Here is a 25,975-nt window from a genome sequence, read left to right as displayed (position 1 = left end):
GCCCCTTCTGCTACGGAAAGCGATAAGCAGGGGCCCTTCCTTACGGGGTCAGCGGGTGAACCAGGTGCGGAGTTGGGCGGCGGCCTGCTCCTGCGCGCGACGCCCGTCGGCCAGGTCCCCCGCCATGCAGAAGAACCCGTGGATCATCCCGTCGTACCGGGCCAGCGTGACCGGCACGCCCGACTCGGACAACTTCGCGGCGTACTGCTCGGCCTGGTCGCGTAGGGGGTCGTACTCGGCGGTGATGACCAGGGCGGGGGGCAGACCGGTGTGGTCGGCGGCCAGCAGCGGCGAGGCGAGCGGATCGCGCCCGTCGGCGGGCGTGGCCAGGTAGTTCTCCCAGTACCAGGCGACCGAGGTCGCGTTGAACAGGTACGGGTCGGTGCCCTCCCGCAGCGAGGGCGTGTTCGAGGTGTAGTCGGTGTTCGGATACACCAGCAGCTGTCCGGCCAGCTCCGGCCCCTGGTCGCGGGCGAGCAGGGCCACCGCCGCGGCCAGGTTCCCGCCCGCGCTGTCGCCGCCGACCGCGACGCGGCCCGGGTCGGCGCCGAGTTCGGCCGCGTGCGCGGCGACCCAGGCGGCCGCGGCGTGGCAGTCGTGCACCGCGGCGGGGAACCTGTGCTCGGGCGCGAGCCGGTATCCGGCCGCGACGACCAGGCACCCGGCCGCGTTGGCCAGCGTCCGGCAGACCGCGTCGGCGGTGTCGATGGTGCCCAGCGTCCACCCGCCGCCGAAGTAGTACACCAGCACCGGCAACGTCTGGTCGAGCACCGGACGGTAGATCCGGATCGGCAGCGGGCCGCCCGGCCCGTCGATGTCGCGGTCAAAGACCTCGGCGACGTGCTCGGGCGTGCCGCCCGCAGCCTGGATCGAGGCGAGGTCGGCCGCGCGCGCCTGCTCGACCGAAAGCGTGTAGAGCTGCGGGGTGCGGGAGGCTTCCCGCCCGGCTCGCATCGCCTGGACCTGGGGGTGCAGCGGCACCGTCTCTCCTATCTATACGGTCACGCCGGCTTCGTACTCGAAGCCCGCGTTGCGAGGTTCGGCGAACAGCTCGCGCATGGTCGGGTTGAGCGCCATCACGTCGACCCGCTCGGCGAACCAGGCGGCCAGCTCGACCAGGCGGCGCTCGGCGGTGGCGACGTCCTCGGTGTGCACCGTGACCTCGCCCATGCGGAAGTACGTGTTGGCGGGCGTGGCCTCGATGCGCGCGCCGAGCGGAGCGTGCATGCGGACATGCGCCACATCCGGCTGGGCGGCGAGTTCGGAGGCGCTCGGGAAGCCGACCACGATGCCGGGCTTGAGCGACAGGAAGGTCGAGGCGACCACGCCGTCGCGGATCCGGGTCGGGATGTCGGGAATCGGCTGCAGCAGCGCTCGGGCGCCGTAGTCGCCCAGGTCGACGCCGTACTTGTAGCGGATCTGGTCGCGGATCGGGCCGCCGCCGCGCCGGGCGCCGCACTCGCTGAACACGACCCGCCCGGTGTCGGGCTGGTGGAACAGCTCCAGGTGAAAGATGCCGTCGACCAGGCCCAACGCGGCGATGGACTGCTCGATCAGCGGCCGCGCCAGGTCGAAGGCCCACTTGTCGGCGGTCGGGTCGAAGCTGAACGTCTGCACCGGCGCCCGCTGCTGCACCGCGCTCAGGCACGGCTCGGCATAGCGACCCAGGGCGAGGAACCGGATGTGGCCGTCGGACATGATGCCGTCGGCGAACCACTCGTCCCCGGCGACGAACTGCTCCAGCAGGAAGTTGCGCATGGACACCTTGGCCGCGCGGCACTGGGCGCCGACCCGCTCCAGGTCGGCCCGGCTCTCCACGACGCTGGTGAACTGGGTGGCCATGCCGGCGACGGGCTTGAGCACGCCGCGGGTGAAGGGCATCTCGAAGTCGTCGGGCAGCTCGTGGATGTCGTCGATGACGGCGTATCCGGCGACGGGCAGCCCGGCCTCGGCGATGCGCTTCTTCTGCAGCGACTTGTCGCGGAACAGCGCCACCGTGGGCGCGGGCACGGCATTGGCGCCGAGGATGGCACCGATCGCGGCGGCGGTCATCAGCACCGGGTCGTCGTGGGCGTAGACGGCGTCGAACGAACCCTCACCGTACCCGGCCCGGTAGAGGCCGTTGAGTGCCGAGTCGGGACTCTTGTGGTCGTCCACGAAGACGGTGTGGGCACGCTCCGGGATCACGTTGCCCCGGTCCTTGCTGAAGGCTCCCAACAGGACGGTCACCTCGACCGACTCGGGCAGACTCTCCAGCGCGGGCCCGTCGGCACCGACCATCAGCAGGCGCATGTGCACCGTCCTCCTTCCCGGTCCGGCCATGATCGTGGATCATCAGCCGCCGCATCGATGGCCACCGTATCGACGGCGACGCCGTGTGTCCAGGGTGGCACCGTCCGCGAGCGAAACGCCCCGCCTGTCCGACAAACGTCCACAATGCAGGGAACACGCGGGGTTGTTGATGACGCCGGGATGGATCGACTTCGTTGCCGATACGGCTATGGTCGGTAACCGCCGCGAGGCGGCACCATGCCTTGCGTAGCGTCGATTCATCCGGAGGAGCACCGTGGGCCTCTCGTCACCGCCGACTCGATATCGGCGTCGCCTTGCCATACCCGGACTCGTCGTCGCCGAGGCGATCTCGGTCATCGGCGGCCGGATGTCGTTCCTGGCCATCCCCTGGCTGGTGCTGGTCACCACCGGCAGCCCGATCAAGGTCGGCACGGTCGCCGGCGCCGAAGCGCTGGCGTACGTCCTCAGCGGTGTGCTCGCCGCCCCGCTGCAGGACCGCATCGGCGCCCGGCCGACCTCGGTCCTGGCGGATCTGGCCAGCGCCGTGACCGTCGGCGCGACGGCACTGGCCGGGCAGTTCAGCTTCGAGGGGCTGCTCGCCCTGGTCGCCGCCACCGGCGCGCTGCGCGCCCAGGCGGACCGATCCAAGAACAACGTGCTCAAACCCCTGATGGACGCCGCGGGCACCGACTTCACCCGGGTCTCGTCGGTGCGCGAGAGTGTGCTGCGCACCTCCAGCCTGATCGGCGCATCGGTGGGTGGGGTGGCCATCGCGGCACTGGGCGCGGTCGGCGCGATCTGGCTCGATGCGGCGAGTTTCCTGCTCGCGACGCTGCTGGTCTGGTTCTTCGTGCCCGACCCGGCCACGCTGGAGGGCGCCAAGCCGCTGGCGGGACCGACGGAGCCGTACTTCGCGGCGCTGCGGGGCGGGTTCGACTACTTCCGGTCCGAACCGCTGCTGCGGGCGGTCACCAGCATGCTGTTCTTCACCAACCTGTTCAACCAGGCCAGCTCGGTGGTGTTCGTGCCGCTGTGGGTGCTGACCGTGCTGCACTCGCCGGTGGCGCTGGGGTCGGTGGCGGCGGCGTACGCCATTGGGATGATTGTGGGCAGTGTCGTGTTCGCGACGCTGGCACCGTATCTGCCGCGCTACCGGGCGGTGGTGTTCGGCTACATGGTCGGCGGTGCACCGCGCTTCCTGATCTTCGCGATCACCGACAACCTGACCGTGATCCTCGTCGTCACGTTCATCAGCGGCATGGTCATGTGCTCGCTCAACCCGACCATCGGAGCGGTCATCTACCAGCGGGTCCCCGGCCCGATGCTGGCACGGGCGGGCGGCATCATCATCGCCATCTCGTTCGCGGGCATCCCGCTGGGCGGCATCATCGGCGGGGTGATGGTGCAGGAGCTTGGCCTGACCAACGGCATCCTGGTCACCACGGTGCTGTACTTCGCGGTGTCACTGTCGCCGATCATCCGACATCGCGTCTGGCGCCAGCTCAACGACGCCGGGTCGCGCGGCCCGAAAGCCGACGGCAGCGCGCTGCCCTGGGGGTACGCGCTGGGCCCGGCCGTCTTCGGCCCCCGGGTCACGCTGCGCTACGCCGACGGGCAGTGGTCGGTGCACGCCCGGCAGGGCGGGCGGCGGCTGCTGCGCCCGCGCCCGGTCGCACCCAAGGCGGCGATGCACGCCCTGGCCCAGCTCGACATCACGCCGGTGCATGAGGCCGTACGCGAACTGGTGCAGCGCGACCACGCCGCGACCGAGCGCAAGGCCCTTCGAAAACGGGCCGAACTGGATCAGATGGAATCGACGATGATGGAGATCGACGCGACCCTGCGCGCCCCTCATCTGCCATAGAACGTCCAAATTTTGCCTGGTCCAAACAGGAATCGTCGGATCTTGAGCGACCATTGCAAGTACGTCGATTCGCTTGTAGTCTCCGGATTCACCGAGGTCGGTTGGGGGCACCCGGCCACGGTTCGACAATCACCGATCTCTTGTGGCGGGGACTTCTCCATGAGCAACAACGGTTGGGCGACCGGTGCACCCCTTTCCGCCAGCGCTGACTGGGTCGACGAGATCCTCCTGGGCGGCGCCGATCGCGACGTCTGCCTCCACTTCGGCGCCCCGGTCGACCGGGCCGCGCTGCGCCACGCCGTCGCCGACCGCCAGGCGGTGCTGACCCGCCTCGGCCTGGGCCCGGGTGGTTCCGTCGCGCTGCAGCTGCCGCCCTCGCTGGCGTACGTGGCGAACCTGCTGGCCGCGTGGCGCGTCGGCGCCCAGGTCGCACTGCTGGACCACCGGCTGACCCCGTTCGAGACCGAACGGGCGCTGGCGCGGCTCGCCCCGCAGGTGCTGGTCGGTTACACCGGCACCATCCCGGGCGGGCTGCGCGCCTTCTACGACATCACCGACGTCGCCGCCGCCCGCGAGACCGGGCGCCCCGCCGAGACCGGGCACGCGGTCATCCAGCTCAGCTCCGGGTCCACCGGCCCGTCGAAGGTCATCGCCCGCACCGCCGAGCAGCTGGTCGCCGAGGTCGACCGGTACACCCGCATCGACGGGGTGCCGCTGCCGGGCGAGCGGGTGGTGCTGCTGGCCTCGGTCGTGCACGTGTTGGGCCTGGTCGGCGGCCTGCTCTACTGCCTGCACGCGGGCACCGAGCTGGTGCTGCCGGAGCGGCTCACCGTCGACTCGATCCTCAAGGCCGTGGCCGCGGGCGAGGCCCCGACCACGCTGCTGGGCGTGCCGTTCCACACCGAGCTGCTCGCCTCCGCGGTCGAGCCGCCGAAGCTGCCGCAGCTCAAGCGCATGACCACCGGCGGCGAGCTGGTGCGCGCCGAGGTGTCGCAGCGATTCGTGGACCGCTACGGGATCATCCTGGGCAACATGTACGGCATGACCGAGGTCGGGGTCATCGCCACCGACCTGTACGGCGCCAACCGCCCGTCGCTCATGCCCGCCCCCGGCCTGGCCGTGCGCGAGCAGGACGGCCAGCTGCTGGTGTCGGCGCCCGAGTCGCCGTACATCGGACTGGTCGACCCGACCCGCTGGGCCGACGGCTGGCTCAACACCAAGGACGCGGGCCGGGTGGACCCGGAGACCGGGCTGATCACGGTGCTGGGCCGACTGGACTCGCAGGTCTCCGTGGGCGGCCTGAAGGTCGACCTGACCGAGGTCGAGCACACCCTGGCCGCGCTGCCGGGCGTCGAGGGCGCCGTCGTGATCTTCGATCGGGGCATCGAGGCGTACGCCGTCGTGCCCGACCCGGATGCCGCCGCCGCGCTGGAAGGTGAGCTGGCCAAGCGCCTGGCGCCCTTCAAGCGCCCGCGTGAGCTGCACATCGTCGCCCAGCTCCCCCGCACGGCCACCGGCAAGCTCGTCCGCGACCACGCGGTCCTGCGCACCGCCGAGCCACAGGCCTGACTGTGACATGCGAGCTCGTCGCTCGGGCCTTGGTCGGCGGCATCCTCCGCTTCGCTACGGAGACCACCGAGCGGCCCGGACTCCGAGCTCTGAATACCGTCCACAAGGGAAGGAAGATCCGATGAGTGCCGAAGTGCGCCAGTTCATCATCAACGCGATCGCCGAGATGAACTACCCGGTCGACGACGTCGACGCCGACACCCCGCTCGGTTCGGCCGGGGTCGACCTGGAGTCGCTGGCCGTCGCCGAGCTCTCGGTACGCGTCGAGGACACGTACGGCGTGAAGTTCAGCGACGAGGAGGCCGAGCAGATGGCGGCGATGACGGTCGGCGAGTTCGCCGACGCCATCATCGAGCGCGGCAACCTGGCGAGCGCGTAGTGAGCGGGTCGGTGCCGGGCCGCGACGAGGTCATCGCGATGCTCGCCACGTACGGTGAGCGCTCGCCGGACCAGATCCGCGAGCGCATCGACTCCCTCGAGCTGGCCTGGCTGGTGCACCAGGTGGAGCAGCGCTACGCGGTCAGCCTCGACCTGGAGGACGAGGCGCTGATGCGGATGACGTCGGTGACCGGTGCCGTCGAGGTGCTGACCGAGGTGTTCGCGGAGCAGGCCCGTGGCTGACCTGCCCGGCCGCGGCGTCCGGGAGCCGGTGGTGCTCACCGGGCTGTCGGTGCTGAGCGCGTACGGCCGGGGTGCCGACGCGCTGTCGGCCGGGCTCGCGGCGGGACGGCCGGCGTTCGCGCCGGTGACCCGCTTCGACGTGTCGAACCGTCGGGTGGGGGTCGGCGCGCTGCTGCCCGGCGCACCGGTCCTCTTCGACGAACTGCTCACCACCGTGGACGAGGCGTGCACGGGCGCCGGACTCGATCCGGCCGCCCGTGCCACCGTGCCGCTGCTGCTGGCGGTGCACGGCGACCCGACCGGGTCACGGGTGAGCAGCCCCGACGTGACCGGGCACCGCACCGGCGCGTTCACCGCCGCGCTGGCCGAGAAGGCGGGCCTGGCTCCCGGCGCGCGGACCTACACCAGCGCCTGTGTGGCGGCCAGCAGCGCGGTCGCCGACGCCGCCGCGCTGGTCGCCAACGGTATGGCCGACCGTGCCGTGGCCGCCGCCGGGTACCTGGTCGAACCGGACCAGTTCGCCCTGTTCGACGCCGGGCGGGCGCTCGCGGTCGACGGTGCGGTGCGGCCGTTCAGCGCCGGGCGCAAGGGCCTGCTGCTGGGTGACGGAGTGGCCGCGGTCGTGGTCGAGTCCGCGTCCGCCGCCGCCGCGCGCGGCGCGCAGCCGCTGGCCAGGCTGGTCGGGTGGGGCCGCGCGGGTGACGGGTTCCACGTGGTGCAGCCGCGCCCCGACGGCGCCGGGCTGGCCCGCGCGATCGGGGCCGCGCTGGATCGGGCCGGGTTGTCCCCGGCCGACGTCGGCTACGTGAACGCGCACGGCTCGGGCTCGGCGCAGAGCGACGTCGCCGAGGCGGCCGCGCTGGCGCTGGCGCTGGGTGAGCACTCGGCCACGGTGCCGGTGAGCTCGACGAAGTCGCTGCACGGGCAGGCGTTGGAAGCCTCACCGCTGCTGGAGCTGGTCGCGACGGTGCTGGCGTTGCGGCACGGCACGCTGCCGGTGAACGCGGGCTACCTGGGCGCCGACCCCGACTGCCCCCTCAACGTGATCGTCGAAGGACCGCTGGAGCGCTCGCCGTCGTACGCGCTGAGCCTCAACGCCGCCTTCGGCGGCGCCAACACCGCGCTGCTGGTGGGTGCGCCGTGACCGCCCCCGAGACCACCGGGGTCCTGCTGCCCCGCCAGCGCACCCCGCTGGCCGTGCCGTCGCAGCCAGCCGGGCTGGTCGAGCTGGCGCGCGGGGCGTGGCCGGAGTCCGACGCCGACACCGAGCCGCCCGCGCTGGCCGGGTTCGTGGTGTCCAGCTTCAGCCCGCTGGTCGCCGAGGTCGCGCGCCGCTGCCTGACCCGGGCGTACGGGCAGCCGCCCGCCGCCCCGGCCCGCGGCCCGCGCACCGCCGTGATCATCTCGACCACCACCGGTGACGTCGCCACCGCGCTCAGCGTGGCCAGGGCGGTCGACACCGGGCAGCGGCTCGGACCGCTGCTGTTCTTCCAGGCCGTCCCCAACGCCGTGGCCGGATACGTGGCGGCGCGCTGGGAACTGGGCGGGCCGGTGCTGTGCCTGAGCCCGGCCGGACCGGGCGACGCGCTGGAGCTCGCCCTGGCCGAGGGCCTGTCCGCCGCCCGGCTGCTGCTGGCCGACGGCGATGCCGACGAGGCCCTGGTCATCGCGGCCGAACAGGCCACAGACGACGGCGAGCGCGACCGCGCGCTGGCCGTGCTGGTGCAAGTGAACGAAGGAGTCAGCTCATGAGCAGCACCAATCTGCGGGCGATCCTGGCCGCCGATACCGACCTCGGCGCCGGCAACGTGATCACCCGGCTGTTGGCGCACGGCGCCGACCCGAACGGTCCGGGGCTCACCTTCGACGTCGACGTCGACGGGCACCCGGCCTGGCAGCCGCTGACCCTCGGGCAGCTCGACGAACGCGTCGCCGCCCGCGCGGCCTGGCTGCACCAGCACGGCATCGGCTGGCGCGACGTGATCGCGGTCTACGCCTCCACCTCCGCCGACGTGCTGCTGACCTTCCTCGCCTGCAACCGGATCGGCGCGATCCCGGCGCTGCTCAACGGCAACCTCAGCGGCGAGATCGCCACCGAGTACATCCGCCGCCTGCGCGCCACCGCGGTGCTGGTCGACGCCCCGCACGCGGAGCGCCTGGAGGGACGTGACTTCGGCTCGCGCATCCTGGGCGACATCACCACGATGGGCAGCGGCGACCCGGCGCAGGCGCCCGAGCCGTACCGGCACCACAAGGACGACCCGATCTCGATCACGCACTCCTCCGGCACCACCGGCCTGCCCAAGGCGATCGTGCACTCGCACACCACGCTGTTCGAGGCCACCCGCCGCATCCGGCTGTCCGGGCCGCGCGCGCAGGGCACCGAGCGGGTGCTGTGCGCGCTGCCCTCGGCCCACACCGCGGGCATCCTGTCCATCAACCAGGCCCTGTGCAACCGCGCCGAGCTGGTGTTCCTGTCCTCCCAGCGCGGTGAGTACGTGCTGGACGCGATCGAGCGGTTCAAGCCGACCGGCGTCTTCGGGTTCGCGGTGACCTGGGCCGACATGGCGCGCCACGACCTGACCAAGCGGGACATGGACTCGGTGGCGATCTGGTTCAACACCGGCGACTGCGCGCACGAGGCGCACATCCGCCCGCTGGTCAACGTGGGCAGCCACAAGACGGTGACCCGCGAGGGCGTGACCACGGTGTCGGGGTCGATGTTCATCGACGGCATCGGCTCGACCGAGATGGGCCACTCCGCGTTCCACATCACCCACCGCAAGGACACCGAGCGGTACGGCCGCTGCATCGGCCGCCCGCACGTCTTCGCCGACGTCGCGGTCCTGGACGACCAGGGCGAGCCGCTGCCCGCGGGCGTGGTCGGCCACCTGGGCCTGAAGTCCCCGACGGTGATGCTGGGCTGCTGGAACGACTCGGTCACCACCTTCCGCACCCGCCAGCGCGGCTACTACCTCACCGGTGACCTGGTCTTCTACGACGAGGACGGCTACTACTACCACGTCGACCGGGCGGTGGACTCCGTCGTGCTCGACAGCGGGCACTGGCTGCACACGTCGTACACGGAGGAGAAGATCCTCGCGACCTGCCCGGACGTGCTCGACTGCACCGTGGTCGCGGTGCGCGAGGCCGGGACCGTCGTCACCGACGTGCTCCTGCTGCTGCGCGCCGACGCCGACGCGAGCGCCGACCGCACCCCGCAGATCACCGCCGCGCTGGGCGAGCACGCCGCGCCGACGCTGCGCAGGATCACCGCGGTGCACGACGACGACATCCCCACCGGCGCCACCGGCAAGGTACGCAAGCTGGTGCTGCGTGAGCGCGCGCTGACGGGTGCCGCCTGATGGACCGCCGAGCTGACATCGTCGTCACCGGCATCGGCCTGGTCACTCCCGTCGGGCAGGACCTGGAGCAGATCTTCGAGGCGCTGTGCACCGGCCGGTCCGGGCTGGTGCGCACGCCCGAGGGGCACGCCGCGGAGGGGTCGCTGGAGGTCATGGGCAAGGGTCCGGACATCTCGGCCGCCGACGTGCTGCCCGGCCCGGAGTCACGCACCCTGGACCGCTACATCGTGCACGCGCTGGTCGCCGCCGAACTGGCCATGGCCGACGCGGACATGGTGGTCGGGCGGGACGTGGACCCGTACCGGGCCGCCACGGTGGTGTCCGGGACGGGCGGGCTGGCCACGCTGGAGGCCCAGGTGGTGACCCGGACCCAGAAGGGCAGGCTCGGGGTCAGCCCGTACCTGCTGCCGGGGATGCTGCCGAACATGGCCACCGCCCGCATCGCCATCAAGTACGACCTGCGCGGCTACAGCTCCTCCATCGGCACCGCGTGCGCGGCCGGCGCCCAGTCGATCGCCGAGGGCATGCGCATCCTGCGCAACAACGAGGCGGACGTGGCGGTCGTGGGCTGCGGCGAGGCGCCGCTGTTCCCGACCCTGGCCGACACCTTCGGCAACACCCGGGCCCTGGCCAAGGGGTGGGCCGACGACCCGGCCGCGGCCAGCCGCCCGTTCGACCGGCGCCGCAACGGGCTGGTGCTGGCCGAGGGCGCGGGCGTGTTCGTGCTGGAGCGGGCCGCCGACGCGGACGCGCGCGGGCGTGCGGCGTACGCCACCCTGCACGGCTGGGGCGGCACCACCGACGCCCACCACCCGACCACGCCCCGCCCGGACGGTGAGGGCCAGGCCGTGTGCATGCGCCGGGCGCTGGCCGATGCGGGGCTGACCCCGGCCGACATCGGCTACCTCAACGCGCACGCCACCAGCACCAAGCTCGGCGACATCGCCGAGTCGCTGGCGGTCAACTCGGTGTTCGCCGGGGCGATGCCGCCGGTGAGCTCGAACAAGGGCGTCACCGGGCACATGCTCGGCGCGTCCGGCGTCATCGAGGCGGCGGCGACGGTCATGGCGGTCGGGCGCGGTGTCCTACCTCCGACAGTCAACCTGGAGGACCCTGATCCGGCGTGCGATCTCGACCATATTCGGGGCAAGGCCCGGCATAATCCGATCACTTTTGCTCTGTCCAATTCATTCGGATTCGGCGGACATAATGTGAGCCTTGTCCTGGGTCGACCCACCACGCGACTCAGCCGTTTCGGTGATTAGCGACTCCACGGAACGGCCAGTCGAATCAGATAACTGTCGCAATTAAATATTTGCCTAGCTAGGTATTGAGACACGTAAGCCGGGCGGCTAGCGTGGCATACGACAGGTTTTGGCGCCGGTGCGGGGACCGGGCCACCTGCCGAATCGGACGTCACAGGGGCACGACGGCCAATCGGAGCATGGGGATTCTTTCGGCGTACCGCGCACGCGGTATGCCGAGCGAAGCCATGCCCGGAAGGACCCGATCCGAGCCCAAGCCACCCGGCGCGAGGAGCGAGTCCGCAAGGAACGCGAACCCGGACATCGCACGCCAAGGGGTAGGTAACAGATGAACATTCTCGGCATCGACCACCTGGAGTTCTACGTCGGTGACGCCCGCCAGACTGCTTATTTTCTGTGCACGGCGTTCGGCTTCCGGATCTGCGGGCAGGGTGGGCCCCAGACAGGCCTGGTCGACCAGCGCTCGCTGCTGCTGCAGCACGGTGACATCCGCGTCGTGCTGACCTCCGGGCTGGTGCCAGACCATCCCGCCACCCAGTACGTGGGCCGCCACGGCGACGGCGTGGCGATCGTCGCCTTCCAGACCGACGACGCCGCCGCCCTGTACGCCGAGGTCGTCGCCCGCGGGGCCACCGCGCTGATGCCCCCCGCCGAGTACGCCGACGCCGACACCCGCGTGGTCACGGCCAGCGTCTCCGGCTTCGGCGACGTCACCCACCGGCTGGTGGAGCGGCACGGCGCCCGCTGGGAGTTCATGCCGGGCGCGATCGAGATGACGCTGCCGGAGCAGAACTTCGACGGCGACCTGCTCAAAGTCATCGACCACCTGGCGGTCTGCGTCCCCGGCGGGGACCTGTCCGCCACCTCGCGCTTCTACCAGGACGTGTTCGGCTTCGCCGAGATCTTCGAGGAGTACATCGAGGTCGGCGGGCAGGGCATGGACTCCAAAGTGGTGCAGAGCCCGTCCCGCCAGGTCACCTTCACCCTGATCGAGCCGGACCTGTCGCGGCGACCGGGCCAGATCGACGACTTCCTGTCCTGGCACGCCGGGGCCGGGGTGCAGCACGTGGCGTTCCGCACCGACGACATCGTCACCGCCGTGCGCACCTTCAGCGAGCGCGGCGTCGGCTTCCTCAGCACCCCCGGGGCCTACTTCGACGCCCTGGAGCAGCGGCTGAGCAGCGTCGACCTGCCCATCGCCGACCTGCGCGAACTCGGCGTGCTGGTCGACACCGACCACTACGGCCAGCTGTACCAGATCTTCACCCAGTCCATGCACGTACGCCGCACGCTGTTCCTCGAACTGATCGAGCGGCACGGCGCCCTGACCTTCGGTACCAGCAACATCAAGTCGCTGTACGAGGCGAAGGAGCGCGAGCTGGGCGCGTCCGCCGACCAGGCGGCCGCCCGCGATCACGCCGGACTGGCGACCGCATGAGCCGGCCCACCCCCTCCACCCCGACCGCCGAGGAGCACACCATGGGTGAACAGTTCACGCTGACGGAAGAGGAGCGCGAGCTGCTCCCCTCCGACGAGGACGTGGCGTTCTACGCCGAGCACGGCTGGTATCTGACGAAGAAGCTGTTCACCGACGCCGAGATCGACGAGCTGGTCGACGCGAGCGAGCGCTTCTACGCCGGAGAGCGCAGCCGGTCGCTGCCGCTGCGACCGCGACGGCTGGCGTACTGGGAGCCCTCGCACGGCGCGGTGCAGCGGCACAACGACTACGTGCACTACGAGCACGACGGCCTGGCCAAGCTGCTGCGCAAGCCGCTGATCGGCGCGGTCGCGGCCCGGCTGGCGCAGGCCGACGAGATCCGGATCTTCCAGTCGACGCTGATCTTCAAGCCGCCGCGTCCGGAGGAGCCGACCAACATCGTGCCGTGGCACTTCGACCGCCACTACTGGGCGTCGTCGACCTCGGAGCGGATGCTGACCGCGTTCATCCCCTTCCACGACTGTGGTGAGGAGATGGGCACGATCACCATGGTCGACGGCAGCCACCGGTGGGCCGAGATCGAGAACGACGACACCACGGTGCGCCACTTCGCCGAGCGCGACAAGGAAGACCTCGAGGTCAAGCTCGCGCGCAACGCCGAGTTCAACGGCACCGAGGTGACGAAGATCCCCATGATCATCCCCAAGGGGCACATGAGCTTCCATCACTGCCGCACGTATCACGGCAGCGCGGGCAACCACAGCGACCGCCCGCGACGCGCCGTCTCCCTGCACCTGCAGGACGGCGCGAACGAGTACCGCCCGTTCGCGCTCAGCGACGGCACCATCGTCGGTTACAACCACGACGAGCTGGTACGCAAGACCCCCGACGGACGTCCCGACTACGCCGACCCGGATTACTGCCCGGTCCTCTGGCGCCGGTGATCGAACACCAAACCCACACATCCAGGGAGAGAGCAATGTCGCGTTACGACTGGGGTCAGACGCACCCGGGCATCACCCGCCTCGAGGAGGCGGTCAGTGCGGCCCGCACCGGCGTGGTCACCCACCCGCTGTACGCCGCCCTCGACAACCACGAGGCGATCGTCACGTTCATGCAGCACCACGTCTTCGCGGTGTGGGACTTCATGTCCCTGCTCAAGTCGCTGCAGCGCAACCTGACCAGCGTCACCGTGCCGTGGATTCCGAGTGGCTTCACCGGCAGCCGCCGGCTCATCAACGACATCGTGCTGGTCGAGGAGAGCGACGAACTGCAGGGCGGCTTCATCAGCCACTTCGAGCTGTACGTCGGCGGTATGGACCAGGCCGGCGCCGACACCAGCGTCATCAACCACTTCATCGACCTGCTGCGCACCGGCAGCACGGTGGAGTCGGCGCTGGTCGAGGCGAACGTCAACCCGGTCTCGACCGAGTTCGTGCGCACCACCTTCAAGTTCATCGAGACGCTGCCGATCCACTGCCAGGCCGCGGCCTTCGCGTTCGGCCGCGAGGACCTGATCCCGGACATGTTCCAGCAGGTCATCAAGGTCAACCAGGAGGGCGGCAAGCTCGACACGTTCGTCGACTACCTGGCCCGCCACATCGAGGTCGACGGCGAGGAGCACACCCCGATGGCCATGCAGATGGTCACCGACCTGTGCGGCGACGACGACACCAAGTGGGCCCAGGCCGCCGAGACCGTCAACGCCGCGCTGGCCGCGCGGCAGCAGCTGTGGACCGGCATCCTGGCCGCGATCAACGCGGGCTGACGTCGTACCCCCTTTTTTCGATCGCGGCTCACAACCGGCACCGACCGGTTGTGAGCCGCGATCACCAGCACCGGAGCGAACGTGAACGAAGCACTGGCCCGCCGCAAACTGCTGGGCATCCTTTCCGGCTCCTGGGTCGCCCAGGGCGTGTACGCCCTGGTCAAGCTCGGGGTGCCCGACCTGATGGCGGCCGGACCGGTGCCCGTGGCGGCGCTGGCACACCAGTGTGGCGCCGACCCCCGCGCACTCGGCCGCCTGCTGCGCGCGCTGACCATGATGGGGCTGTTCACCCAGCCCGCCCCCGGCGTGTACGGCCTCACCCCCACCACCGAGCTGCTGCGCGCCGACGTGCCCGGCTCGGTCCGACTCAACGCGCTGATGCAGGGCGACCAGGTGTTCCGCTCCTTCGCCGAGATCATGCACACCATGCGCACCGGCCGACCCGCCTTCGAGGCGGTCTACGGCCGACCCTTCTACGACTACCTCGGCGAGGACCCCGAGGCCGCGGCGGTGTTCCACCAGTCCATGGCCGACGAGCAGCCCCCAGCCGCCCTGGCCGCCTGCGACCTGAGCTGGGCCAAGACCGTCGTCGACGTCGGCGGCGGCAACGGCAACCTGCTCGCCCGCCTGCTGGCCGAACAGCCCGACCTGCGCGCGGTGCTGCTGGAACTGCCCGAGGCCGTGCTGGCCGCCCGGTCCCGCCTGACCGAGGCGGGCCTGGCCGAGCGGGTCGAGTTCGCCGAGGGCAGCTTCTTCGACGGCGTCCCGGCCGGGGCCGACGCGTACCTGCTGGCCCGGGTGCTGCACAACTGGAACGACGAGCACGCGCTGCAGGTGCTGACCCGGGTGCGGGCGGCGGTGCCGCCGCACGGCCGGGTCGTGGTGCTGGAGGAGCTGCTGCCCGAGCAGGAGACCGCGAACCGGCCCGGGGCCGGGCTGGTCGACCTGCTCATGCTGGTCACCCAGGAGGGGCACGACCGCACCGAGGCCGAATACCGCGAGCTGCTGGTCAAGGCCGAATTCGAGATCGTCGCGGTACGGCGGGCCGACGGCTCCCCTACCTCTGGAGCATTGGAGGCGCGCCCCGCATGAACGAGCGAAGCGAACGAATCATGGGGGACGCAAGCCTGAGCCGAGCGGAGCGAGGTGAAGGCGAAGACGAGTCGATGTACCGCGTGATGCGGCTGATCCGCCGGTTCGAGGAACGCTCCATCGAGCTGGTGCACTCGGGGCACATCGTCGGCGGCATCCACCCGTACATCGGGCAGGAGGCGATCGCGGCCGGGGTGTGCGCGGCGCTGCGCGACGACGACATCATCACCAGCACCCATCGCGGCCACGGCCACGTGCTGGCCAAGGGCGCCGACCCGATCCGCATGCTGGCCGAGCTCACCGGCCGGTCCACCGGCCTCAACGGCGGCCGGGGCGGTTCGATGCACGCGGCCGACTTCGGCAAGGGCATCTACGGCGCCAACGGCATCGTCGGCGCGGGCGGCGCCATCGCCACCGGCGCGGCCTGGGCCCGCCGCAACGACGGCAGCGACGTGGTCACCGTCAGCTTCTTCGGCGACGGGGCCGTCAACCAGGGCGTACTGCTGGAGACGTTCAACCTGGCCGCGCTGTGGCGGCTGCCGGTGCTGTTCGTCTGCGAGAACAACGGCTACGCCACCACGCTCACCGTCGCGCAGGCGGTCGCCGGGTCGATCACCGCACGGGCCGAGGCGTTCGGCATCCCGTCGGTCAGCGTCGACGGCACCGACGCCCGCGCCGTGTACGCGGCCGCCCAAGCGGCCGCGGCACGCGGCCGAGCCGGTATGGGTCCGAGCTTCATCGAGTGCACCGCGTACCGCTTCGACGCCCACCACACCTGGGAGCACAAGGCCCGCGTCCGCTACCGCAGCGACGACGAGGTGGCCGCCGGACGCTCCCGCGACCCGCTGGACGTCCTGGGCCTGGCCGACGAGGTCCGCGACCGCGTCGACGCCGAGATCGAGGCGCTGCTGGCCGAGGCGGTCGCGTTCGCCCTGGACAGCCCCGCGCCCGATCCGGCCGGGGCCCTGGACCACCTGTACGCGACCGGTCTGCGGACACGCGACGGCAACGGACTACTCGACTCGGCGGTGCGGTGATGGCGAAGCTCTCCTACCTCAAGGCCCTGTCCCGGGCGCTCAACGACGAGATGGCCCGCGACGAGAACGTGTGCGTGCTCGGCGAGGACATCGGCGTCGCCGTCAACAACGTCACCACCGGGCTGCTCGGCAAGTTCGGGCCGCACCGCGTGGTCGACACGCCGCTGTCGGAGCAGGCGTTCACCAGCTTCGCCACCGGCGCGGCGCTGGCGGGCAAGCGGCCCGTGATCGAGTTCCAGATCCCGTCGCTGCTGTTCCTGGTGTTCGAGCAGATCGCCAACCAGGCGCACAAGTTCTCGCTGATGACCGGCGGGCAGGCGAAGGTGCCGGTCACCTACTTCGTGCCGGGGTCCGGGTCGCGCAGCGGCTGGGCCGGGCAGCACTCCGACCACCCGTACGGGCTGTTCGCGCACGTGGGTGTGAAGACGGTGGTGCCCGCGACGCCCGAGGACGCGTACGGGCTGTTCCTGAGCGCGATCCGCGACGACGACCCGGTGGTGCTGTTCGCCCCGGCCGGGGCGCTGGGCGTACGCGCAGACGTGGACATCGCGGCGCTGGACGCGGTGCCGCTCGGGGTCGGGCGGGTGCACCGGGAGGGCAGCGACGTCACCGTGGTCGCGGTCGGGCACCTGGTACAGGACGCCTTGGCCGTCGCCGAGCAACTGGCCGATCAGATCTCCGTCGAGGTGTTCGACCCGCGCACGCTGTACCCGTTCGACTGGGCGGGGCTGGCGGCGTCGGTGAACAAGACCGGACGCCTGGTCGTCATCGACGACTCCAACCGGATGTGCGGCATCGCGGGCGAGATCCTGGCGACGGCCTCGGAGGAGATGCGGCTGACGGTGCCACCGAAGCGGGTCACCCGGCCCGACGGGGCGGTGCTGCCGTTCGCCCGTGAACTGGACCTGGCCGTCCAGCCGCAGGCCGACCAGCTGCTCACCGCGGTCCAGGAGGTCTTCAAGGCGACGCCGCGCTGACCGAGCGGCAGGCCGACAGAATCGGAATGGCGCCGCCACTGTCCGTGGCTGCGCCATTCCGATTGCCGTTGATCACACCATCACATGGTGGCCGGGTGATGGTTCATCACCGATCGACCCATCGCCATACGCGTTCGAGTATCCGGTACAGCTCATCGCGATCAGGGATGAACTGCTGTTCCGTCTGCGCCTGACCCTGGACGATGTCTGCGAGATCGAGCTCTGCCCGGCCGTCTTCCCATACGACGAGCTGCCCCATCGTCTCCGGGCCCTCCAGGATCCAGCTGATCGACCGAGGACTCCGGTCTCCGGAAGACTCTTCGACTCCGGAGATCAGATCGGCCGCGGCGGCATCGGTCTGGCGGGCATCGATCCAGGATCGAACCGCGTTCAAAAGCTCCGCGTCTCTCAACACACGACTCCTCCAGCTCCCACGATCTTGATGTTCTTGGCTTCGGGGAGCCGTAGTTCAGGGCCGCCTCGCTTCACACTCAGCCGCGAGAAGATGGTGTCCGAGTCCGAGATCTTGTAGTCACCGGGTCGACCGCCGTCGATCAGCGTCGACTTCGGTACGTCGAACTCGACGTAGACCGAGCCCGGACGCGACGAGATGTAGGCGTCCCTGTTCGCCGGATAGACGACGTAGGAGAAACCGCCACCGCCCCGCTGGACCATTCCGGTCTTCACCATGGCATCGTATTCGGCGGTCGACATCCAACGCCCCACCGTGACCAGGCTGTCGTCATTGTGGACGAGGATCGGCGTCTCTCCGGCGAGAACGTAGTACGTGTGCAGGAGATCCACCGTCAGGTTCCGCATCTCGCGTTGCCCCGTCCAGGTGTGGACGCCGGCGACTTTGGCGACATGCCCGTCCGCCGTCTTCAGCGAATCACCTGGGCGAAGTCGCCCGGCCGCGGACCAGTGCTGCCCGGACTCGTTCCAGAACAGGTGGTGGGTCGTCGTGTGGATGACGGCCTTGACGTGACCGTCGATCACCACCGTCAGATCGGTGAGCGCGGCATCCTGGTTGACGTGGAGGCGGGTGACGCGCTCAGACCGGGTCTGTCCGGTCACCGGATCGGTCGACAGCACCACATCGCCGACCTTGACCTCCTTGATCGGCTTACTCGTGCCGTCGCCCATCAGGACCCGCGTGTCCGGATCGAAGCTGTTGCAGTGGACCAGGGACTCTCCGAGCACTTCCTCGGCGATCAGCGAGTCCTCGGCGATCAGAGCCTCGAGCTCCATGGTGGCTTCAGCCGTCAGGACCTCGGATTTCTGCTCCAGCGTCACACTGCACATGCCCTCTTCGATACAGAAGATGGGCAGCAGTGCGATCGTGATCGTGTTGTTGGCCCCTTCCACGGCAGCCCAGACGTAGTCGCCCCCGGTCGGAGCCTTGTAACCCGGAGGCTGCTTGCACTGGTCCGCAGTGCCGCCGAAGATGTTCTGGCACGCGTAGCGCCAGTGCACGAGCGCCGAAGCAGACCAGTTCATGACATCCGCGTACGTGGGGTCGTTCGGACCCGTGTACCCGTGCAGGCGCATGAAGTTGAGCTGGTCCGGGGTTACGCCCGCGCTCCGCTTCAGCTGGCAGGTGGTGTCACAGGTCACCTTGACCTGCGTCGTCGTGTCGTCGGTGGTTGGCTTGGGGTCGTGCATGTGGCCGTCGCCGCAGGGGGTTCCGGGGTCGTTGTGGGCCGCGCACAGCCCGGTGGGGTCACTGTGGCTGATCGGGCTGTTGCCCGCGTACGAGTAGCCGCCGAGCTGGTTGGTGTCAGTGGCTTCGAATACGGGGTCGGGGCTGATGAACCTGCCGGTGGTCGGGTCGTACTGGCGGGCGCCGATGATGTTCAGCCCGGTGGTGCTGTCGGTGGGCTGACCGAGGAAGCCGTGAGTGTCCGGCCACAGACCCGGCTGCGTGCCGCGGGGTCCGCCGTACGGGGTGAACGGCTTCCAGCTCGGGTTCTGGCCGGTGCGGTCGGTGGACAGGGTCGCGGTGCCCTGGTTGTTGTTGATCAGGTAGCTGAAGGCGGTGGATGTGGTGCCGGTGCGGACCGCGGTCACGCCCGCGCCGGAGTAGTACCGCTTCCCGGTGGTCACCCCGCTGAGCGTGTTGAGGGTGAGTTCCTCACCCGGTAGATACACGGTGACAGTGCCTGGTCCGCGCTGGACCAGGATGTTGCCGCCGGCGTCGTAGGTGTATGTCGAGGTCGCCGCGCCGCTGTTCTTGTCGACGGCGGCCAGCTTGCCGAGACTGTTGAAGGTCATCGTCTGGGCGCCGTTGGCGGTGGTGGTGCGGGTGGCGAGGTTGCCCGCCAGGTCGTAGGTGTAGCCGCTGGGTGAGCCGTTCGGGCCCTGGACGGTGACCGAGGTCAGGGCGTGCGGCTGGGTGCCGCCGCTGGTCGGGTAGTTGTAGGTGGAGGTGGTGTCGCCACCGCTCTGCCCGGTCAGCGCGTGCTGGACCTCCTGCGACCGGTCGCCCCGGTCGTTGAACGTCCAGCTGGTCCAGTACGGGTCGATCCCGCCCACGGTCGCGTTCGAGCCGGTGACCGCCACGTCGGCGGCGCAGTCGTCGTTGGCCGTCCACGCCGCGGTCAGGCGGCCGAGCAGGTCGTGGTCGAAGCACTGGGTCTCGGTGATCGTGTCGTTGCGCTTGTCCACGATCGCGGTGACCGTGCCCGCCGGCAGCGTCCGGTAGGTCACGTCGTCGACGTGGATCCCGCCGGTGCGCTCGACGTGCGTGCTCGCCAGGCGCAGGTCGTGGTCGTCGTACATGGGGGTCAGGTACGACGCGTTGGTGCCGGTGTTCATCTGGACCTGCGACACCAGCCCGTAGTCGTTGTACAGGGTGGTGTTGATGTAGGCGCCGAGCAGGCTGCTCGTGCTGGTCGGCAGGTCCAGTACGTTGTAGCCGAAGTTCACCGTCTCCGCCGGCAGCGCACCGGTGGTCACCGGATACGCGACCTTGGTCAGCAGCTCGTTGTTCAGGCTGTAAGTGTTGGTGAACAGGTAGCTGCCGGCCAGGGTGCCGTTGCGCGGATCGGCGGGGATGCCGACCGTGACCGACTTCGCCTGATACCGGTTGGTGTAGCCACCGACTGTGGTGGTGTAGGCGTAGCCGTTGTCGTAGCTGGTCGACGACGCCAGCTGCCCCAGCCCGTTCGTGATGGTCGTCGAGTCGTAGGACCAGGACGCCAGCAACGGAGACGACGTATTCGGTCCGTCGTAGACGTTCGTGGGCCGGTTGAGGTCGTCGTAGGTGTGGAAGATGGTCTTGTTCCGAGCGTCCTTGCTGGACTGCAGGTTGCCGTTGGCGTCATAGGTCAGGTGCGTCGCGCCGGTGTCGGGGTCGGTCTTGTCGGTGACCTGGCCGAGCAGGTTGAACGTCGACGTCCAGGTGTTGGCCGGGGTCGCGCCGTCGGTGACCGAGGACTGGTTGCCACGCAGGTCGTAGCCGTAGGTCAGCTTCGTGAAAGACCCACCGGTGACCTGCCCGCCCACGACTGACGGAGCGGCGGTATAGGAACGAAGCTCCACCTGGCGGCCGAGCGCGTCCTTGATCGCGGTGACCGGAGTGGAGCCCGGCGGCCCGAGCAACGTGGTGCGGTCACCTTCGTACACGGTCTGTGTCTGCCACTTCGCGACACCCGCCCGCTGCGACTTGTCCAGCACTACCCGGCCGACACCGTCATAGGTGACCAGGTTCTCGTTGAGCATCAGGTTGTCCTGGCCGCGAAGGTCCACCAGGGTGCTGCTCGGCGCGGAGGCGTCGTGGTACTGGTGGATGGCCTTGACCACCCAGCCATGGCTGTCGTAGAAGGTGTCGTCGACGAGCCGGCCGCCGGTCGGCGACTGGCTCTGCACCTGGCGCGGCCGGGTCAGCGCGTCGAACAACGCCACCGAGACCCGGTAGGAGCCGTTGTCGTTCATCATCTTCGTCGTGATCGCCGACGGCACCGTGTTGGAGATGTCGTACTGGAAGACGATGTTCGCCGGATTGGTGGTGGTGTTGTTGCCCGGCAGCCACTCCGCAGTCCGGCGACCGAGCTGGTCGTAGGCGAGATCTACCTCGAGATTGTTCGCGTCCACCGCCTTGGTGACCACGCCGCGGGTGGGGTCGAGCGTGTCGATGCTGAACCGGCCCCGCGCGTTGGTGCTTTTGATCTGCGTGGTCAGGCCGTTGGTCTGGGTGTACGTAGTCGTCGTCGGCGGGTTGCCGATCGCGTCTGTCGTCGAGGTCACCCGGCCGAAGCTGTCGTACCCGTTCCTCGTGCTCGTCCGGTACTGGAACGCGCCGCCGGTGTAGTCGTACGCGGTACGCAGCATCGTGACGTCATTGTTGGCCGGCGCGCTGGGCTGCGGCCAGGTGGTGTCGAACGTCGGGTCGTTGTAGTAGGTGCGAACCTTGCTGATCACATCAGCGGGACGGTTCAGGCTGGTCGGTGCGGTGAGCCCGTTGACGCCGCTGCCACCGCACGCCTTTGCGTCCTTCTCCATGTCCGCGGGCAGACTGACCAGGTTCAGGCTGGTGTTGGCCGGCGCGTATCCCACGGTCGTGCAGGTCGCCTGCGACGGCACCGCGAGGTCGCCGTGGTTGAAGACGACGGTCGGCAGGCCCGTGCTGGTGTCGTAGGTCGTCTCGGTCTTGGTGGTGCGCCAGGTCGTGGGTGTCGACGACGTGATCGCGGTGGTGGCGTACCCGACGACCCCCCGACGGAACGTGGCGGTCAGATCAGGCACGCCGGTGCGGGCGCGGGTCGCGTGAGCGGCGCTGACCCACTGGTCGGTCGCCGACGCCGAGATCGGAACCCCACCGTCACCCAGATAGGTGACGGTTTCGCGGACCCCCCCGGCCAGCTCCTCGCTGTCGGTGACACTGGCAGCGGGTCCGCCCGAGGGCCAGGGCACGTCCGGCGACAGGGTGACGGTGCCACCCATACCGCGGAAGAAGCGGGATTCCGTCAGTGTCTTCTGCGCCGAGCCGGTACGGGTACGCACTACGGCATAGCCGCGCCACTGTCCGTAGGTCCGGTACTTGGCCTTGGTCAACTCGTTGTCGTCGATGTGCCACGCTGGGGTGCCGACGTACTGGTACTCCGTCGCCTTCGGCGGGCCGTATCCGGTCGGATCCTCTTCACCGACCGAAGTAACCAGGTACTTGTTGAACCAGTCGAGCTTCTGCTGGGTCTGTCCCGGCGGGGTCCAGTACACGGGGTAGCAGAGGCTGGTGTTAGTCGCCGGGTTGATCGTGACTGGGGCGGTGCACTGCTGGCCGGTATAACCGATCCCGATCTTTCCACCCGTCTCCGTCACGATCTGCGTGAGGCGCTGGTGGTTCATCGCCGGGGCGAAGTCGGCCGTGTCCACCCGGTTCGGCATGTTCGAGCCGGTGAACGTCACGGGCAGCATGGTCATGTTGCCGCCGACGTTGCCGGTGCGGGTGATCGTCGACAGCCACAGCGACGGGCTGGTGCTGTCCTGGCTGGCCGGAAACGTCTGCGTCAGCGCGTACGTGTCGACCGGGCTGTAGGCGGTGCCGTTCCAGACGTTGGTGACGATCGAGGTCAGCCGCAGCCGCGACCAGAACGTCGGCGAGTGCACGTTGCAGACCGCGCCGGAGTTGCAGTTCAGGTCCGCGTACGGGGTGTCGGGCCAGTTCGACGGCGTGGTGGTGATGTTGCCGGCGTTGCACGCCGTGCCGGTGGCCACGCACCGCTCGGAGGTGTTGAACTTGATCCGCGCCGGGGCGCTGGCCGCGTACGGCGTCGGGTCGACCATGCCGTAGTCGACGTGGTCCAGCTCGCCGCTACGGATGTAGGAGACCCCGGTCGTGCCGCCGTTCTGGCCGTAGTAGTTCGTGTAGGCGTTGTAGAAGTAGCCCGTGGCGTTGTGATGCGTGTCGACCACGTAGTCGAGGTTCCACCGGTACGCCATCGTGCACAGGTGGTTGGTCTTGGCGTAGCACGGGTCGCCCGAGTACGGGCTGTACACCGGCTCCGTCCACGCCGAGTTCGTCACCGCCTTACCCGACACCCACCCCGGCAGCTGGTTACGCCCGAAGTAGAACTGCATGCCGTCCTGCGTGGTGATCTTCCAGTACAGGCCGTCGAACGTCCCGTTGATCCCCAGCGTCCGGACCTGCTCGACCTTCTCACCGTTGTCGTTCGACAACTTCCACTTGGTCGGCAGCGTCGCGTCGTAGACCATGTCCGCCGAGGTCGAGCCGAAGCTCACGTGCAGGATCTGGCCTGCCCAGCAGGCGTCATCGGTGTTCTTCGCCGTGCCCTGCGGATTGTCCTTGCAATTCACATACGTCTGCTCGACGAACCCCGGTGTGTAGTCCCAGCCGTCACCGATCCAGGAGGACTGGCTGTTGGTCGACACCATCTTCCCGTCGACCGCCTGCGAGCTGTACGACAACGCCACCGACGGCCCGCTGCCGGCCGGCACGGGAGGACCGAGAATCGGATAGGAGTACGAGAATCCGCCCGAGTTGCCACCCGCCGACCAGGAACCACTGGGTGTCAGCGAGGTGGCTCCGAAGTCACCCGCGTTGCCCGAAGCACCGGCGGTGGCTGCCAGCACCAGCATCCCGGACGAGCCGGCCGCGCTGTCGACACCCGCCACGGCGCCCTGCGCCGAGGTCGCGGTCAGCGCGTCCAGCGCGACCGTCGCGGTGAGGGTCCGCGTCCGGGCATCCCGGCTGGTGGCAACCGGTGTCTGGACCTGGCAGGACGGCACCGTCGGCGTGGTCAGCGCACACGCCGGAAGGCGCACGAGCCGGGCCCGCCCGAGCCAGTCCGCACCGTACTCGCCGGCGATCGACGAGAGGTCCATGCTCACCGTGACCGGTCCGGCGCCGGTGGCGTCGACCGCCTCGGCGGACACGAGCAGACCGGTCACCCCGGCCGCCTTCGACGCGTCACGGTCCGACAGGGTGACCTTCACCCGTGATCGCGTGCCCCGTCGGCGGCTGACACCGGCCGGCCGACCCACCCAGACCGGCAGCTCTGCCGCGCGCACCTTCTGGGCCCCGACCTCGGGCGTGAACGACGACGTCGGGTCGGCTGCCAGATCGACGATGGCACTGCCGGCCGTCGGCCAGGCCACCGGCGGCGCCTGCCACGGCTTGGCCGCTTCCTGGTAGTGCGTCACCGGTTTGGCCGGCGGGGTGCGCAGTGCCGGATGGGCGAACTGCTGGGTTTTCGGACTCGGCGGCTGCGCGACCGCGGGCGCCGGCGTCACTGCCAGCGAGGCCCCGACCACGACGGACACTGCACCGACCACGCCGACCAGGCGGATCAGTCGTGAACGCATTGAAACAGCTCGAAGTGAGATGTGCTTGAGGGCAGCTGAGGACATGCTTGTCCCAGGCGCGGCCATAAAATCCCCCGTGGATGCAGGCGAAACGTCGAGCGGACGCTACCCTGATCGCCCAATCTCGACAAGGCCTGTGTTCGATCATGAAGGCCGCCACCGGAACCCGACGCCATCGCCGAGCGGGCCGCCCGCATGCTTGCGGACGGCCCGAAATTCAGCCCGCGACCGGAACCCGTCCGGTTCGGAGTGGATCGTGGATCAGTAGACGCTCACGCCGTAGACGGCGAGGGGCTCGGTGACGGGCTGGAAGTAGGTGGTGCCGCCCGAGCTGCAGTTGCCGCTGCCGCCGGAGGTGAGACCGAGCGCCACGGTGCCCGCGAACAGCGAGCCGCCGCTGTCGCCGCCCTCGGCGCAGACCGTGGTGCGGATCAGGCCGGTGACGGTGCCCTCGGCGTAGTTGACCGTCGCGCCGGTCGCGGTCACTCGGCCGCTGTGCAGGCCGGTGGTGCTGCCACTGCGGTACACGGTCTGGTTGACCACGGCGTTGCCCGCGCTGGTGATGTCCTGTGTGGTGCCGTTGTACAGGTTCACCGTGCCCGGGTGGGCGATGGCGGCGTTGTCGTAGCGGACGATGCCGTAGTCGTTGCCGGGGAAGCTGGTGCCCACGCGGGCGCCGATGAGAGTCGTACGAGCCGAGTTGGTGTACCAGCTGGTCGCCAGGTTGGTGCAGTGACCGGCGGTGAGGAAGTAGTAGGTGCTCCCGGCCCGGACGTTGAAGCCGAGCGAGCAGCGGTACCCGCCGCCGTAGACGGCGTCGCCACCGGCGAGGAAGCGGCTGAGCGTGCCCGCCTCCCGCTCGACGCGGACCGCGTCGCCGAAGCGGGCCGTGACCGCGTTGAGCCGGGCCAGCTTGAGGCCGGTCACGGTGCTGTCGGCGGTGACCACGACCTGGTTGCTCACCGGGTCGACCGCCCAGGTGGTGCCGGGGATGCGGGCCAGCTTGTCCAGATCGGCGCGGGCGGCCTCGAGCTGGGCGGCGGTGTGCTTGACCAGCTTGGCCACGCCGCCCGCGGCGCGGACCTTGTCGGCGGCGGCCGCGTCGGTGACGGTGACGACCATGCGGCCGTCGTCGCCGACGTACGCACCCGGCGAGGCCAGGTCGGCGGCGAGTGTCGTGGCGGCGGTGGGCGACAGCGGGGCGGGAGCGGCCTGCGCGGGGGCGGTCGCCAGCATGCTGCCGGCGAGCGCGAGGGCGGCGACGCTCACGGTGGCGCGGCGGCGCAGCAGGTTCGGGGTCGAGTGCACTGATCCTCCTCGGGGTTGTGGCACGTGGGGACATGCCGGAGGTTCGACCGCCTTTGCCC

Annotated in this window: 19 protein-coding genes; 14 read left to right on the top strand and 5 right to left on the bottom strand. The window is 69.9% G+C overall.

All coding sequences use genetic code 11. From position 1 onward, the window contains the following. Positions 1-48: 48 nt before the first annotated feature. The gene (gene lipP1 / locus KUA19_RS38855) at positions 49-981 is read right to left on the bottom strand and encodes a LipP1 family hormone-sensitive lipase (protein WP_308167897.1); all 933 of its coding nucleotides are present in this window, start codon (positions 979-981) and stop codon (positions 49-51) included. Positions 982-993: 12 nt separating this feature from the next. After that, positions 994-2,292: an ATP-grasp domain-containing protein gene (locus tag KUA19_RS38850; protein ID WP_217404429.1), complete on the bottom strand. Its 1,299-nt coding sequence runs from the start codon at positions 2,290-2,292 to the stop codon at positions 994-996. Positions 2,293-2,566: 274 nt separating this feature from the next. Between KUA19_RS38850 and KUA19_RS38845 the strand changes: the two genes are divergently transcribed. From KUA19_RS38845 to KUA19_RS38780, 14 genes are all read left to right on the top strand, one after another. After that, on the top strand, positions 2,567-4,156 hold the full coding sequence (locus KUA19_RS38845) for an MFS transporter (protein WP_217404427.1): 1,590 nt from the start codon (positions 2,567-2,569) through the stop codon (positions 4,154-4,156). Between the two features lie 159 nt (positions 4,157-4,315). Further along, the gene (locus KUA19_RS38840) at positions 4,316-5,725 is read left to right on the top strand and encodes a class I adenylate-forming enzyme family protein (protein ID WP_217404426.1); all 1,410 of its coding nucleotides are present in this window, start codon (positions 4,316-4,318) and stop codon (positions 5,723-5,725) included. 121 nt (positions 5,726-5,846) lie between these two features. Continuing rightward, positions 5,847-6,104 (top strand): acyl carrier protein, encoded by a 258-nt coding sequence (locus KUA19_RS38835; protein WP_217404424.1) that lies wholly within the window; start codon positions 5,847-5,849, stop codon positions 6,102-6,104. Beyond that, positions 6,104-6,346: a hypothetical protein gene (locus tag KUA19_RS38830; protein WP_372452011.1), complete on the top strand. Its 243-nt coding sequence runs from the start codon at positions 6,104-6,106 to the stop codon at positions 6,344-6,346. The genes KUA19_RS38835 and KUA19_RS38830 overlap by 1 nt, the downstream gene beginning before the upstream one ends. Position 6,347: 1 nt before the next feature. Then, on the top strand, positions 6,348-7,490 hold the full coding sequence (locus tag KUA19_RS38825; RefSeq protein ID WP_254550816.1) for a beta-ketoacyl synthase N-terminal-like domain-containing protein: 1,143 nt from the start codon (positions 6,348-6,350) through the stop codon (positions 7,488-7,490). Next, positions 7,487-8,098 (top strand): hypothetical protein, encoded by a 612-nt coding sequence (locus tag KUA19_RS38820; RefSeq protein ID WP_308167896.1) that lies wholly within the window; start codon positions 7,487-7,489, stop codon positions 8,096-8,098. The genes KUA19_RS38825 and KUA19_RS38820 overlap by 4 nt, the downstream gene beginning before the upstream one ends. Beyond that, the gene (locus KUA19_RS38815) at positions 8,095-9,711 is read left to right on the top strand and encodes a class I adenylate-forming enzyme family protein (protein ID WP_217404422.1); all 1,617 of its coding nucleotides are present in this window, start codon (positions 8,095-8,097) and stop codon (positions 9,709-9,711) included. Before KUA19_RS38820 ends, KUA19_RS38815 begins: the two co-directional genes overlap by 4 nt. Further along, on the top strand, positions 9,711-10,976 hold the full coding sequence (locus KUA19_RS38810; RefSeq protein ID WP_217404420.1) for a beta-ketoacyl-[acyl-carrier-protein] synthase family protein: 1,266 nt from the start codon (positions 9,711-9,713) through the stop codon (positions 10,974-10,976). The genes KUA19_RS38815 and KUA19_RS38810 overlap by 1 nt, the downstream gene beginning before the upstream one ends. Positions 10,977-11,304: 328 nt before the next feature. Beyond that, positions 11,305-12,414 (top strand): 4-hydroxyphenylpyruvate dioxygenase, encoded by a 1,110-nt coding sequence (gene hppD, locus KUA19_RS38805; protein WP_217404418.1) that lies wholly within the window; start codon positions 11,305-11,307, stop codon positions 12,412-12,414. A 41-nt stretch (positions 12,415-12,455) separates the two neighbouring features. Further along, positions 12,456-13,358: a phytanoyl-CoA dioxygenase family protein gene (locus KUA19_RS38800; protein WP_217404416.1), complete on the top strand. Its 903-nt coding sequence runs from the start codon at positions 12,456-12,458 to the stop codon at positions 13,356-13,358. Between the two features lie 35 nt (positions 13,359-13,393). Continuing rightward, positions 13,394-14,182 carry a DUF3050 domain-containing protein gene (locus KUA19_RS38795; protein ID WP_217404414.1) on the top strand — a complete coding sequence of 263 codons (789 nt, stop codon included), beginning with the start codon at positions 13,394-13,396 and terminating at the stop codon, positions 14,180-14,182. Between the two features lie 81 nt (positions 14,183-14,263). Beyond that, positions 14,264-15,274, top strand: coding sequence for a methyltransferase (locus tag KUA19_RS38790; protein WP_217404412.1), 1,011 nt, complete (start codon positions 14,264-14,266; stop codon positions 15,272-15,274). A 74-nt stretch (positions 15,275-15,348) separates the two neighbouring features. Continuing rightward, complete coding sequence (locus KUA19_RS38785; protein ID WP_217404410.1) at positions 15,349-16,311, top strand: thiamine pyrophosphate-dependent dehydrogenase E1 component subunit alpha; 963 nt, start codon at positions 15,349-15,351, stop codon at positions 16,309-16,311. Next, positions 16,311-17,288 carry an alpha-ketoacid dehydrogenase subunit beta gene (locus KUA19_RS38780; RefSeq protein ID WP_217404409.1) on the top strand — a complete coding sequence of 326 codons (978 nt, stop codon included), beginning with the start codon at positions 16,311-16,313 and terminating at the stop codon, positions 17,286-17,288. The genes KUA19_RS38785 and KUA19_RS38780 overlap by 1 nt, the downstream gene beginning before the upstream one ends. A gap of 106 nt (positions 17,289-17,394) precedes the next feature. Here the strand turns inward: KUA19_RS38780 and KUA19_RS38775 are convergent, their stop codons facing one another. From KUA19_RS38775 to KUA19_RS38765, 3 genes are all read right to left on the bottom strand, one after another. Next, the gene (locus KUA19_RS38775) at positions 17,395-17,700 is read right to left on the bottom strand and encodes an immunity protein TriTu family protein (protein WP_217404407.1); all 306 of its coding nucleotides are present in this window, start codon (positions 17,698-17,700) and stop codon (positions 17,395-17,397) included. Continuing rightward, positions 17,697-24,608: a TreTu family toxin gene (locus KUA19_RS38770; RefSeq protein WP_217404405.1), complete on the bottom strand. Its 6,912-nt coding sequence runs from the start codon at positions 24,606-24,608 to the stop codon at positions 17,697-17,699. Before KUA19_RS38770 ends, KUA19_RS38775 begins: the two co-directional genes overlap by 4 nt. 261 nt (positions 24,609-24,869) lie before the next feature. Beyond that, positions 24,870-25,916, bottom strand: coding sequence for a S1 family peptidase (locus tag KUA19_RS38765; RefSeq protein WP_308167895.1), 1,047 nt, complete (start codon positions 25,914-25,916; stop codon positions 24,870-24,872). Between the last annotated feature and the right edge of the window lie 59 nt (positions 25,917-25,975).

This window comes from Catellatospora tritici, assembly GCF_019083965.1.
In the GTDB taxonomy this organism is placed as follows: Bacteria; Actinomycetota; Actinomycetes; order Mycobacteriales; family Micromonosporaceae; genus Catellatospora; species Catellatospora tritici.
This window is presented reverse-complemented; position numbering and strand designations above follow the sequence as displayed.